Origin of the sequence: Streptomyces sp. NPDC021012 (genome assembly GCF_044333355.1) — a bacterium.
Lineage (GTDB): Bacteria > Actinomycetota > Actinomycetes > Streptomycetales > Streptomycetaceae > Streptomyces.
On record NZ_JBIRQU010000002.1, the window covers coordinates 815,254 to 827,877 of the forward strand.

Consider the following 12,624-nt stretch of genomic DNA (forward strand, 5'->3'; position numbering starts at 1 on the left):
TGACGCTGCGGGTGTTCGCCTGCTGAACTTCAGTTCAGAATTTTGGCGGGGGTGAGTGTCCATCCGCCCCACGGACCCTGTCAACGGCGCGAGTACGGTTTCCCCGCACTTCTGCCACCACCACAGCGAGGAGCCCGGACGATGCCGCAGCCCACCGAGGTCCCGGGCGCACCCGCGGTCGCGAGTGCCCCCGAGGTCGCGGGCGCGCCCGAAGTCGCGGCCGCCCCCGAGATCGCGGGCACGCCCGAAGTCCCGGGCATGCCCAAGGGCGCAGGCGCACCCGAAGTCGCAGGCGCACCCGAAGTCGCAGGCGCGCCCGACGAGCTGGTCGGGCCGCTCGAACGTGGGCTCGCCGTGCTCCGGGCCATGGCCGCGGGGCCCGAGGTCCGTCATCGGCCCGGCGACCTCGCCCGGACGACCGGACTCGCCCGCTCCACGGTCGACCGGGTCACGACGACGCTCGTCCGCCTGGGCGTGCTGCGGGCCGAGGGCCGCGATCTGCTGCTCGCGCCCCGGGCCGCCGAGCTCGGCAACGCCTATCTGGCCTCCTGCGGGCTGCCGGAGCTCCTCGGCCCGCATGCCGTCGCCCTCGCCGACGCCCTCGACGAGTCGGTGTCCGTGGCCGTCCCGGACGGCGACGGGGTCCGCTTCCTCGCCCAGGCCACCCGCCGCCGGGCGATGGCGATCTCCTTCCGCACCGGTGACCTCCTGCCGGCCGAGCGGTGCGCTCCCGGCGCCCTGTTCGCCGCGCGGTGGGACGCTGCGGACCACGAGCGGTGGCGGGAGCGGCGCGCGAAGGACCCGCTGGACACCGGTTTCCCCTCCATGCCGCCCCGGCAGGCCGCCCCCTCCGGGGAGGTCGAGGCCGAGTTCCTCGACCGGGTACGGGAGGCCCGGGAGGCCGGGTTCGCCGTGGACGACCAGCTGATCGAGCCGGGGCTGCTCGCCGTCGCCCTGCCGGTACGGGGACCGGACGGCGAAGTGGTCTGCGCGGTCAGCGTCGTCAGCCACACCAGCCGGCACAGCGCCGCGTCCCTCAGGGAACAGGCCCTGCCGCCGCTCCGCCGCGCGGTCACGGCGATGGAGCGGGCCCTGGCGGCGCCGGGGGCGGCGGAGGCCGCGTGCGCCGAGCCGGCACCCGTGTCCGGGGGCGGGCTCAAGGAGGAACTCGGCTCCGGTTTCCTCCAGTCGCTCGCGCGCGGTCTCGACGTCCTGCGTGCCTTCGGTTCCGTACGGGGTCCCGTCCGGCTCTCCGAACTCGCCCGGCGGACCGGGCTGCCCCGGGCGACCGCCCGCCGGTCGCTGATCACCCTGCGCCACCTGGGATACGTACGGGAGGAGGCCGACGGCTTCCTCGTACTCCCCCGGGTCCTGGAGCTCGGCTACGCCCGGATCTCCGGTCTGAGCCTGCCGGAGATCGCCACCCCGCACCTCGTCGCGCTCGTCCTGCGCGTCCACGAGTCCGCGTCCGTCGCCGTCCTCGACGGGGACGACATCCGGTACGTCGCCCGGGTCGCCAGCACCCGCATCATGCACATCGACATCACGGTCGGCACCCGGCTGCCCGCGTACGCCACCTCCATGGGCCGCGTCCTGCTCGCCGCCCTCCCGGAGGCGGAGCGCGCCGCGCGGCTCGCCCGCATCACCCCGGAGGCGCTCACCCCGCGCACGGTGCGGACCCCCGAGGGGCTCGACGAGGCCGTGGCGACGACCGCCGCGCGCGGCTACGGATGGGTGGAACAGGAACTGGAGGAGGGGCTCCGCTCCCTCGCGGTGGCCGTCACCGACGGCACGGGCCGGGTGGTCGCGGCCGTCAACGTGGCCCTGCACGCGGGCCGGGCCACCCCGGAGGAGAGCCTCGCGGCGCTGCTGCCGGCCCTGCGCGAGACGGCCGCCCTGATCAGCACGGACCTCGGCGCCGTGGGCCGCTTCACCCAGGTGCCCCCGGCCTGACGGGCCGCGCCCGCCGCCGGGTCCGCGACGAGTTCCCCCGGTGGGGTTCCGGTCAGGAGGGGGCCGATTCGGCACAAAGCGGCGCCGGCGACGGCTGGATCGACTTCCCCCCGAACGGCATCCGCGTCCACGAGCGCCCGGTGGCCCCGAAGAGCACCAGCCGCGCGGCGGTCAGTCGGTGGGACGCTTCGGCCGCAGGGCCTCCACCGCCGACAGCATCAGTTCCAGGGCGAACGGGTAGCCGCTGTCGCGCATGTCGGCGGCGAGGAGGGAGAAGGTCGCGGCGATGTTGGGGTGGGTGTCGGGCGACAGCCTGCCGTAGACCGCATGCCAGACTTCCGCCTCCTTCTCCTGGGCCGCGGGCGGCAGGGCGAGCGCGGCGGCGTCCTGGGCGGCGAAGGCGAGGGCCTGGTCGACGAAGGCGTGGTAGATCCGGACGGCGAGGGCGTCGGGGAAGCCGGCGGAGCGCAGGACGCCGAGGATCCGCTCGACGGCCCGGGTCTCGTAGGGCCGTCCGGTGGTGCGGTGGGCCGCGAGGGCCGCCGCCTGCGGGTAGGCCTGGTAGCAGCCGTGGATGCGGAGGCCGAGGTCGCGGAGGTCCGCCCGCCAGTCGCCGGTGGCCGTCCAGCCCTCCTGGGCGCGGCCGATCATCTCGTCGGCGACGGCCAGGAGCAGGGCGTCCGTGTTCCGGAAGTAGCGGTAGAGGGCGGTGGGGTCGGCGCCGAGCGCGGCGCCCAGTCTCCGTACCGAGAGGGCTTCCGCGCCGTGCTGGGCGATCAGGCGCAGTGCGGTGTCGACGATGAGCCGCTCCGAGAGGACGGCGCCCTGCTTGGTGGGGCGGCGGCGCTGCCGGCTGCCTTCGGGGACCACGCGTTCGGACATGGCCGGAACCTTACGTCAACGCCATTGACGTGTAAACGGCCCGCCCGCTTGCATGGCGCCCACCAACCGACACCACTTGTTCTGGAGCGCCCATGACCACGGCCGATCTGGTCTTCACCCGCGGTCCCGTCTTCACGGCGGACCCGGCCCGCACCCGGGCGACCTCGCTCGCCGTCGTCGGCGAGCGGATCGTGGCCGTCGGCCACGACGAGGTGCGGGACCTCGTCGGGCCCGGCACGGAGGTCGTCGACCTGACGGGGAAGCTGCTGCTGCCCGGCTTCCAGGACGCCCACATCCACGCCGTCGGCGGCGGCAAGGAGCTGGCGGAGTGCGATCTCACCGGAACGGTCGGCGTCGCCGACTACCTGGAGCGGATCCGGGAGTACGCGGACGCCCACCCGGAGAGGACCTGGATCACCGGCGGCGGCTGGTCGATGGAGAGCTTCGAGGGCGGACTGCCCACCCGGCAGCTGCTCGACTCCGTCGTATCCGACCGGCCGGTCCTGCTGTCGAACCGTGACCACCACGGCGCCTGGGCCAACTCCCGCGCCCTGGAGCTCGCGGGGATCGACGCCGACACCCCGGACCCGGCCGACGGCCGGATCGAGCGGGAGGCGGACGGCACCCCCAGCGGCGTGCTCCAGGAGGGCGCGATCGGTCTCGTCGCCCGGCTGGTGCCGGAGACGACGGACGAGGAGCGCCTCGCCGGTCTGCTGCGGGCCCAGAAGCTGCTGCACTCGCTCGGCATCACGGCCTGGCAGGACGCGCTGCTCGGCTCCTTCAGCGGCATGTCCGACCCCTCGGAGGCGTACCTGACGGCCGCGAACGACGGTTCGCTGACCGCCCGGGTGACCGGCGCGCTCTGGTGGGACCGGGAGCGGGGCGCCGAGCAGATCCCCGAACTGGTCGCCCGGCGCGAGAAGTTCACCTCCGGCCGGTTCCGCGCCGGCTCGGTGAAGATCATGCAGGACGGCATCGCGGAGAACTTCACCGCCGCCATGATCACCCCGTACCTGGACGGCTGCGGCTGCGCCACCGCCAACAGCGGTCTCAGCTTCGTCGACCCGGAGGCGCTGCGCGGGTACGTGACCGAGCTCGACGCGCTCGACTTCCAGGTCCACTTCCACGCCCTGGGCGACCGGGCCGTCCGTGAGGCCCTGGACGCCGTGGAGGCCGCGGTCGCCGCCAACGGGCGCCGGGGCAACCGGCACCACCTCGCCCACCTCCAGGTCGTCCACCCCGACGACCTGCCGCGCTTCGCGAAGCTCGGCGCCATCGCCAACATCCAGCCGCTGTGGGCCGCGCACGAGCCGCAGATGGACGAGCTGACCATCCCGTTCCTGGGTGCCGAACGCGCCGCCTGGCAGTACCCGTTCGGCAGCCTGGTCCGCGCCGGGGCCACCCTCGCCGCCGGCAGCGACTGGCCGGTCAGCAGCCCGGACCCGATCGAGGGCATCCACGTCGCGGTCAACCGCCGCGACCCGGAGGCCACCGACGACCGGGTCTTCTACGCCGAGGAGCGCATCGACCTCAGCACGGCGCTCGCCGCCTACACGGCGGGCACCGCGCACGTGAACGGTCTCGACGACACCGGCAGCCTGCGCCCCGGCCACCTCGCCGACCTGGTCGTCCTGGACCGCGACATCCTCACCGGCCCGCCGGAGGAGATCCACGAGGCCCGGGTCGAGCGGACGTACGTCGGCGGCCGGCTGGTCCACGCGGTCTGACCGGGCCTCACCGGCGCAGCGAGGACGCCCGTACGTCCAGACGCGTCGGTACGAGCGTCCCGGTCGGCTCGCGGCGGCCGTGCTCCAGGACCGCCACGAGGTGCTCGACGCCGGCCTCCGCGACCGCCTCGGGCCGCAGGCTCAGGGTGGTCACGGGCGGCTCGGTGTGCAGGGCCGTGGCGTCCTCGCTGACCAGGACGAGCAGCAGGTCGTCCGGGACCTCGTACCCGAGGCGGCGCGCCGCCTCCAGGACGAGGGGCGGGCTCGCCTCGGCCACGACCAGGAGGGCGTCGGGACGCTCCGGCCCGTCGGCGGTCAGGGCGGTCTCGACGGCCCGCACCACCGGGCCGTTCCCGGCCTCCGCGACGCGCACCACCCGCTCCGGCAGGCCGCGGGCGGCGCACCACTCCCGGTGGGCGGCGAGCACCCCGACGTGGAAGCGGGTGGTGCTGTCCGGCACCACGAGGACGGGCCTGCGGGCCCCCTGGTCCAGGAGGTGGTCGAGGGCCTCGCGGACGGCACCGTCCGCGTCGACGTCCACCCAGTACGCGCCGGGCACTCCCTCGACGGACCGGTCCGTGAAGACCGGGATGCCGGCGGCGAGGAGGCTCTCGACGACCGGGTCGTCGGCGACGGGGTCGGCGACGACCACGGCGTCGAGGGACAGGTCGGCCCACTCGCTCTGCAGGGAACCGGCGGGCAGCAGCACCACGGCGTAGCCGCGGCGCAGCGCGGTGGCCGCGGTGGCGCCGGTCAGCCGGGCGAAATAAGGCGACTCGAGAAAGGTCCAGGGAGCGGCGGCGAACTCGCCGACCACGTATCCGATCAGCCGGGCCCGTCCCGCGCGCAGCCGGCGCGCGGCGGCGTTGGGCCGGTAGCCCATTCTGCGCGCGGTCTCGCGGGCCTTCTCCCGTACCTCGGGGGAGAGCCTTCCGGTGCCGTTGAGCGCCGCCGAGACGGTCGTCTTGGACAGGCCCGCCTCGCGGGCCACGTCGACCAGGCGGACGCGCGGGATGGGCGGCGAGGGCTGCCCGCCGTGCCGTTGATCTTCGGTCATGGGGTTGATGCTGCCACCCTCGTGACCTCTGCAAAACCGTTCCCGCAAACTCGGGTGCAGGTCTTGTGCGGGAACGTTCCCGCACCAATACTCGCTCCATCCCCCCGAGACCGTCACTACACCTGTAAAGGGGTGGGTCCCTCCCCATGCGCATGCCCAGAGCCCTCGCGCTGCTCGTCTGTACCGCCGCCCTCGCGGCCACCACGTCCGCCTGCTCCGGCGCCACGAAGCCCGCCGCCGGCGGCGGCACCGACTTCAAGGTCAGCCCGACCTCTCCGCCCGCGCAGGGGCCGCTGGACTCCTTCACGTGGTCCCTGTACGCCGAGCCGTACACCCTCGACTACGCCCTCGCGTACGACTACCCGCCGAACACCGTCCTCGCCAACGTGTGCGAGCAGCTGCTGCGGGTCACCCCCGACATGAAGATCGTGCCCGGCCTCGCCGTGAAGTGGTCGCAGCCCGACCCGCGCACCCTCGTCTACACCCTGCGCCCGGGGGTGAGGTTCCACGACGGCACCACCATGACCGCCGACGACGTGGTCGCCTCCCTCAAGCGGCAGATGGACCCGAAGACCGGCTCCCCCTGGGGCTCCTCCTTCAAGACCGTCGACTCCATCGAGAAGACCGGCCCCCTGGAGGTGACGATCCGCCTCGGCAAGGAGGACGTCCTCTTCTCCGAGCTGATGGCCGCCTCCCCCGGCACCGTCGTGAGCGCCGCCTCGCTCGCCAAGGAGGGCAAGAACTACGGCACCCCCAAGGGCAAGCTGAACTGCACCGGCCCGTACTCCCTGGAGAACTGGGCCCAGGGCGACAGCATCACCCTCAAGAAGAACCCCGCCTACTGGGACAAGTCGCTCGCCCCCAGGTCCGAGAAGGTGAAGTTCACCTTCGTCGAGGACGCCGCGGCCCGCTCCAACGCCCTCCTCTCCGGCACCGCCGACGGCGGCTACCTGGTCCCGTCCTCCTCCTTCGCCCAGCTGCGCGCGAGCAGCAAGGGCTCGCTCCTCTTCGGCCCCAACACCGCCGCCGCCGACCTCGCGGTCCTCGACTTCCACGGCGTGCTCGGCAACCTCAAGGTCCGCAAGGCCCTGTCGATGGCGCTCGACCGGAAGAACATCATCAAGGCGGCGGCCGGCGGCGTCGGCGTCCCCGCCAAGGCCCCCGCCGCGCGCGGCGCCTGGGCGCTGGCCCCGGAGAAGACGGCGGAGCTCTTCGACACGCTGCCCGAGCCCGTGTACGACGTCGAGGCCGCGAAGAAGCTCGTCCAGGAGGCCCACGCCACCGGCCGGACGCTCACCGTCGTCACCAGCTCGCTCGCGCCCGAGATCAGCGTCGTCGCCAACGCCGTCCAGGACGCCGGCCGCCGGATCGGCCTCGACGTCAAGCTGAAGCCGGTCTCCCCCGACGCGTACAGCAGCATCTTCGTCGACCCGTCCGCCCGCGAGGGCCTCGACCTGGTCATCACCAACGGCTACGACAACACGCCCGACCCGCTGGAGTTCTACCAGTACCTGCGCACCGGCGACTTCGGGAACTACGGCCGCTGGTCGAACGCCGAGTACGACGTCGCCTTCGACCGGGCCAACGCCGAGCCCGACCCCGCCAAGCGCGCCGAGCTCACCGCGAAGCTCCAGAGGATCGCCCTGGACGAGCTGCCCATCATCCCCGTGTACGAGGCGCCCTTCTCGGTCTACCTCAACAAGCGGATCACCGGCGCCCCGACCGGCATCGCCCAGCTCTACTACCCGTGGGCCGCGACGATCGGGGCCTCCCAGCGATGACGCGCTACCTCGTCGGACGGCTCCTCGGCCTGGTGGCGGTGCTGTTCGTGACCTCGCTCGTGGTCTTCGGCTCCGTCCACCTGGCCCCCGGCGACCCGGTGTCGTTCCTCCTGCACGGCCGCCCCGCGACCCCCGCGACCGTGGCGGCCCTGCGGGCGGAGCACCACCTCGACGACCCGCTGGTCACGCAGTACGCGAAGTGGCTCGGCGATGTCCTGAGCGGCGACTTCGGCCGCTCGGCCCAGTACCACCAGGACGTGGCCTCGCTCATCGGCTCCCGGCTGCCCGGCACCCTGCTGCTCGTCGGCTACGCCGCCGTGCTCGTCGCGGTGATCGGGATCGCGGCCGGCATCCTCGGCGCGCTGCGCCCCGGCATACCGGACCGGGCGGTGCTCATCGGCACCGGCGTCGCCACCGCCACGCCCTCGTTCGTGACGGCCATCGCGCTCGTCTCGCTCTTCTCGGTGCAGCTCGGCTGGTTCCCGGGACCGGGCGGCGGGATCCCGGCCTCGTTCTCCGAGCGGGTCTACCAGCTGACCCTGCCGGCCTTCGCCCTGGCGCTGTCCTTCGCGGGACTCCTCGCCCGGGTCACCCGCTCGGCGATGCTCGACGAACTCGGGCGCGAACACGTCGAGGTGGCGCGCGCCCGGGGCGTCGCGGGCCGGTCCGTGGTCCGCCGGCACGTGCTGCGCAACGCGCTGGGCCCCGTCGTCACCGTCGGCGGCACGATGCTCGCCGGCCTCCTCATCTCCACCTCGATCGTCGAGACCGCCTTCGACGTCCCCGGACTCGGCCAGCTGCTCGTGCAGTCGGTCTCCGCGAAGGACTTCACCGTCGTCCAGGCGATCACGCTCCTCAGCGTGGCGGCCTTCGTCCTGGTCAACCTCGTCGTCGACCTGCTCGCCCCGCTCATCGACCCCCGTCTCTCCCTCGGGGAAGGCTCCTCATGACCTCCACCACCTCCGCGGTGCCGTACCGCAGACCGGGGCTGCGCGCCCTGCGGCTGTTCGGCCAGGGACCGCTCTTCGCGGTCTCGGTCGCGGTGCTCGCCCTGCTCGTCCTGGTCGCCCTGCTCGCGCCCGTCCTCGCCCCGTACGACCCCGACGCGCTCGACCTGTCGGCGAGCCTCGCCGGCACCACGGGCGACCATCTGCTCGGCACCGACCAGTCGGGCCGGGACATCCTGTCCCGGCTGCTCCACGGCGCCCGCACCGGGCTGCTCGGGCCGCTGCTCGTCGTCGGCGTCTCCACCCTGCTCGGCACGCTCCTCGGCATGGTGGCCGCCTGGCGCGGCGGCTGGGTGGACACGGTGCTCTCGCGATCCATGGACATGGTCTTCGCGATCCCCGGTCTGCTGCTCGCGATCCTGCTCGTGTCGGTCGTCGGCTCGGGACTCACCGCGCCCGTGATCGCCATGTCCGTCGCCTACACCCCGTACGTGGGCCGGCTCGTCCGCGGCATCGCCCGGCAGGAGAAGGCCCGGCCGTACATCGAGGCGTACCGGGTGCAGGGCTGGTCCGGCTGGACCGTGTCCGTGCGCCATCTGCTGCCCAACATCGCGCCGACGGTCTTCGCGCAGTCCGCGATGAACTTCGGGTACGCGCTGATGGACCTGGCGGCGCTGTCCTTCCTCGGCTTCGGCGTGCAGCCGCCGGCCGCCGACTGGGGCGCCATGATCAACGACGGGCAGTCGGCCGTCCTCCAGGGGGCGATGCTGCCGGCCCTCGCGCCCTCCGCGTGCATCGTGCTCGCCGTGGTGGCGTTCGGCATCGTCGGCGAGGGGCTCGCCGACCGGATCGCGAAGCGGGAACGGTGAACGGCATGCGCGCACACACGGATACCGCGCCGGTCCTGGAGATCGAGGGACTCGGAGTCCGCCTGTCCGGCGACCGGGCCGCCCGGCCGATCCTGGACGGGGTGAGCCTGACGGTCCGGCCCGGGGAGACGGTCGGCCTGGTCGGCGAGTCCGGCTCCGGCAAGTCCGTGGCCTGCCGCAGCGTCCTCGGGCTGCTGCCCGCGGGGGCCCGCACCGAAGGACAGGTCCGGGTCGCCGGGCGGGACGTCCTCGCGATGAACCGCGCCGAGCTCGCCGCGCTGCGCCTCCGGCAGGTCTCGATGGTCTTCCAGGACCCGCGCGCCTCCGTCAACCCGCTGCGGCGGGTCGGCGACTTCCTCACCGAGGGGATGCGCGCGGCCGGGACGCCCGCCGCCGAGGCGACCGCCCGCGCCGAGGAACTCCTCGACGCGGTCGGCATCCGCGACCCGCGCGGCGCCCTGCGCCGCCATCCGCACCAGTTCTCCGGCGGGATGCTCCAGCGGGTCGTCATCGCGGCGGCCCTCGCGAACGAGCCGGCCCTCCTCGTCGCCGACGAGCCGACGACCGCGCTCGACGTCACCACCCAGGCCGAGGTCATCTCCATCCTGGCCCGGCTGCGGGCCGAGCGGGGCACGGGCATGCTGTTCGTCACCCACGACCTCGAACTGGCCGCCGCCGTCTGCGACCGGGTGTACGTCATGTACGCGGGCCGGATCGTGGAGACCCGGTCCACGGACGACCTGTTCGACGCGCCGCGCCACCCGTACACGGCGGGCCTGCTGGCCTGCACGCCGCGTCTCGAAGCGGGCGCGCCGGCCCCCCGGCCCGTCCCCGGGCGTCCCGTCTCCCTCGCCGAGGCGCCGCCCGGCTGCTCCTTCGCCGCGCGCTGCGCCCACGCGCTGCCGCGCTGCGCCGAGGAGAAGCCCGCGCTCGTACCCCACGGCGACGGCCTGGCGGCCTGCCACCGTGCCGAAGAAGGGATCACGCTGTGACCGTCGCGCTCAAGGAGGGTCTGGTCGTCGAGGGCCTGCGCAAGCGGTACGGGGACCACACGGCCGTCGACGGCGTGTCCTTCGCGCTGGCGCCCGGGTCCTGCCTCGCCCTCGTCGGGGAGTCCGGCAGCGGCAAGACGACCACGGTCCGGATGCTCGTCGGCCTGGAGCGCCCCGACGGCGGCACGGTCCGCCTCGGCGGCCGGGACCGCTCGGCACTGCCGCGGGGGCGGGCCGAACGGCTCGCCAGGGCCCGGGAGATCCAGATGGTCTTCCAGGACCCGTACCTGTCGCTCGACCCCCGGATCACCGTCTCCGGCTGCCTGGACGAGGTCCTGCGGCTCCACACCGGCCTCGACCGGGCCGGCCGCCGGACCCGGGTCGCCGAGCTCCTCGACCAGGTCGGCCTCGGCGAGCGCGAGGCCTCGGCCCTGCCCAAGGGCCTCTCCGGCGGGCAGCGCCAGCGCGTGGCGATCGCGCGCGCCCTGGCCGTGGAGCCCCGGGTGCTCGTCCTCGACGAGGCGGTCGCCGCGCTCGACGTGTCGATCCAGGCGCAGATCCTCGAACTCCTCGGCACCATCCGCCGCGAGTCGGGCATCGGCTACCTGTTCGTCACCCACGACCTGGCGGTGGTCCGGCACATCGCGGACGAGGTGCTCGTGCTGAAGTCCGGTCAGGTCGTGGAGACGGGTCCGACCGCGCGGGTCCTGGACGCGCCGGAGCACCCGTACACCCGGCTCCTCCTGGACTCGGTGCCCCGCCGCGGGCGGCACCCGGCAGGAGGATGAGAGGCGCGGGCCGGGGCCGGAACGCGCACGTCCGGCCCCGGCCCGCGCGCCGTCAGGCCTCCAGCCGGGCGAGGACCGCGCGCATGGACCGCTCAAGCACCGCGCGGGACTCGTCCGTGGGGTCGACCAGTTCGAAGGCGTGGTGGCCGTTCGGCGCGTCGATGACCTCGACGTCGGCCCCGCGTTCCTTCGCGGCGGCCAGGAACGCCTCGACGGTCGCCGCGATGACCTCGTGCTCCAGGCCGGCGCGGGTCAGCACGACCGGCGGCCCGTCCGCCGTCCCCACGGTGTCCACCGGGCGGAAGCGGGACTCCACCGTCCCCCAGCCGGGCAGCGGTGCCAGAGCCGGATAGTTGGCCGCCACGCACCGCAGCCACGGCGGGGGCGCGGCGAGCCAGTCCGCGGCGAGGAGCCCGCCGGTGGAGAAGAACCAGAGCGCGATCCGGTCCCCGTCGACGCGCGGATCGGCGCGGACCAGGTCGACGGCCTCGGCGAGGTCCTGGGCGGCCCGGGGATAGTCGGTGAGGCCGTGGAGCCGCAGGTCCGCGGTGACTCCGACGACGCCCGCGTCCGCCGCGCAGCGGCCGTATCCCAGGAAGCACGGCGTGTCCCGTGGCGTGGGCCGCCGGTCGGGGTCGATGGGGCCGCCGTGGACGAAGACGATCGCCGGCCGGGGCCCGTCGCCGTCCGGGAGGTGCAGGTCGACCCGCCCGATCCGGTCGCGCGGCCGCTCCGGCGGGTCGAGCAGGAAGGGCAGCAGGTGGGAGGGCTGCTCGTGGCCGTCCTCGGGCGCGGTCACCCGGTGGCCCCCGCCGGCCGCCGCGCGGAGCAGCACCTCGGCGAGCTCCCCGGGCGCGGAGAGCATCGGCCAGTGCCCGGTGGCGAGTTCGAAGAAGCGGAACCTCTCCTCGGCGAACACCCGCAACTGCGGCGGGCCCGAGGCCACCGCCATCTCGACCATGGCGATGCTCTGCCCGTTGGCGGCGCACAGGACGCCGGTGGTGGGCAGATCGGCCGCGGCACCGGTCAGCCGGAGCGGCTCGGTGAGGGTGCCGGCCGGCTGGGGCGCCGCCTCCCGCTCCAGGCGCCCGAGCGCCTCGGCGGGGATCCCCTCGACGCTGCCCCAGCGCGGCCAGGCGCCGGCCGCGGGCGGCGGGACCGGCGCGTCGGGCCGCGCCGCGAGCAGCTCGCGCGCCTCCGGGTCGGGCACGGACCGCACGGCGGGCTCGCCGGCTCCCGGGGGCCCCGTGTCCACGGAGACGATCCGCGCGATCCGCCCGGCCCTCCGGTCGGCGGCCCCGAACACCGGGTGCAGCCCGTACCCGTGCCCCACGAGGACCACCTCGGCCGCGTCGATCCCGTCGATCAGCCGTACGAGCTCCTCGATGTGCATCTCCAGACCGGTCCCCGGACCGGCCTCGTCGCCCCGCTCCCCCATCCCGGCGAGCGTCACCGGATACGCCTCCGCTCCCGCCTCCCGCAGCCGGGCCGCGGTCTCCTCCCACACCCAGCCACCGGTGAAGGTGTCCGGTACCAGCACGAACGCCGTCATGACCGTCTCCTCGTCACTCCTCGGGAATGTCTCGCGATCACGCTAGGAACTCCCCCTGCGGGAGATTCAAGGGACG

General features: G+C 74.4%; 10 protein-coding genes. 7 read left to right on the plus strand and 3 right to left on the minus strand.

Annotated elements, in window-relative coordinates; genetic code table 11:
* Nucleotides 1-258: 258 nt before the first annotated feature.
* Entirely contained in the window at nt 259-1,953 is a 1,695-nt protein-coding gene (locus tag ACH4TP_RS08920; protein ID WP_398436863.1) for an IclR family transcriptional regulator C-terminal domain-containing protein, read from the plus strand.
* A gap of 171 nt (nt 1,954-2,124) precedes the next feature.
* On the opposite strand, the gene ACH4TP_RS08925 is transcribed toward ACH4TP_RS08920, so the two are convergent.
* A complete protein-coding gene (locus ACH4TP_RS08925; RefSeq protein ID WP_398436634.1) occupies nt 2,125-2,835 on the minus strand; it encodes a helix-turn-helix domain-containing protein in 711 nt (236 codons plus the stop codon).
* A 92-nt stretch (nt 2,836-2,927) separates the two neighbouring features.
* On the opposite strand from ACH4TP_RS08925, the gene ACH4TP_RS08930 reads away from it, so the two are divergent.
* On the plus strand, nt 2,928-4,562 hold the full coding sequence (locus ACH4TP_RS08930) for an amidohydrolase (RefSeq protein WP_389224493.1): 1,635 nt from the start codon (nt 2,928-2,930) through the stop codon (nt 4,560-4,562).
* A gap of 7 nt (nt 4,563-4,569) precedes the next feature.
* Here the strand turns inward: ACH4TP_RS08930 and ACH4TP_RS08935 are convergent, their stop codons facing one another.
* A complete protein-coding gene (locus ACH4TP_RS08935) occupies nt 4,570-5,619 on the minus strand; it encodes a LacI family DNA-binding transcriptional regulator (protein WP_398436636.1) in 1,050 nt (349 codons plus the stop codon).
* A 146-nt stretch (nt 5,620-5,765) separates the two neighbouring features.
* Here ACH4TP_RS08935 and ACH4TP_RS08940 point away from each other — a divergent pair, with 146 nt between their 5' ends.
* Genes ACH4TP_RS08940 through ACH4TP_RS08960 form a run of 5 tightly spaced genes read left to right on the plus strand, consistent with a single transcriptional unit; the run spans nt 5,766 to nt 10,996 of the window.
* Complete coding sequence (locus ACH4TP_RS08940; protein WP_398192609.1) at nt 5,766-7,400, plus strand: ABC transporter substrate-binding protein; 1,635 nt, start codon at nt 5,766-5,768, stop codon at nt 7,398-7,400.
* Nucleotides 7,397-8,350 carry an ABC transporter permease gene (locus ACH4TP_RS08945; RefSeq protein ID WP_398436638.1) on the plus strand — a complete coding sequence of 318 codons (954 nt, stop codon included), beginning with the start codon at nt 7,397-7,399 and terminating at the stop codon, nt 8,348-8,350. Before ACH4TP_RS08940 ends, ACH4TP_RS08945 begins: the two co-directional genes overlap by 4 nt.
* Nucleotides 8,347-9,216 carry an ABC transporter permease gene (locus tag ACH4TP_RS08950; RefSeq protein WP_389224485.1) on the plus strand — a complete coding sequence of 290 codons (870 nt, stop codon included), beginning with the start codon at nt 8,347-8,349 and terminating at the stop codon, nt 9,214-9,216. Before ACH4TP_RS08945 ends, ACH4TP_RS08950 begins: the two co-directional genes overlap by 4 nt.
* Before the next feature lie 5 nt (nt 9,217-9,221).
* Complete coding sequence (locus ACH4TP_RS08955; protein ID WP_398192613.1) at nt 9,222-10,208, plus strand: ABC transporter ATP-binding protein; 987 nt, start codon at nt 9,222-9,224, stop codon at nt 10,206-10,208.
* Nucleotides 10,205-10,996, plus strand: a complete 792-nt coding sequence (locus tag ACH4TP_RS08960) for an ABC transporter ATP-binding protein (protein WP_389224481.1) — start codon at nt 10,205-10,207, stop codon at nt 10,994-10,996. The genes ACH4TP_RS08955 and ACH4TP_RS08960 overlap by 4 nt, the downstream gene beginning before the upstream one ends.
* Before the next feature lie 52 nt (nt 10,997-11,048).
* On the opposite strand, the gene ACH4TP_RS08965 is transcribed toward ACH4TP_RS08960, so the two are convergent.
* Nucleotides 11,049-12,548, minus strand: coding sequence for an alpha/beta fold hydrolase (locus tag ACH4TP_RS08965; protein ID WP_398436641.1), 1,500 nt, complete (start codon nt 12,546-12,548; stop codon nt 11,049-11,051).
* Between the last annotated feature and the right edge of the window lie 76 nt (nt 12,549-12,624).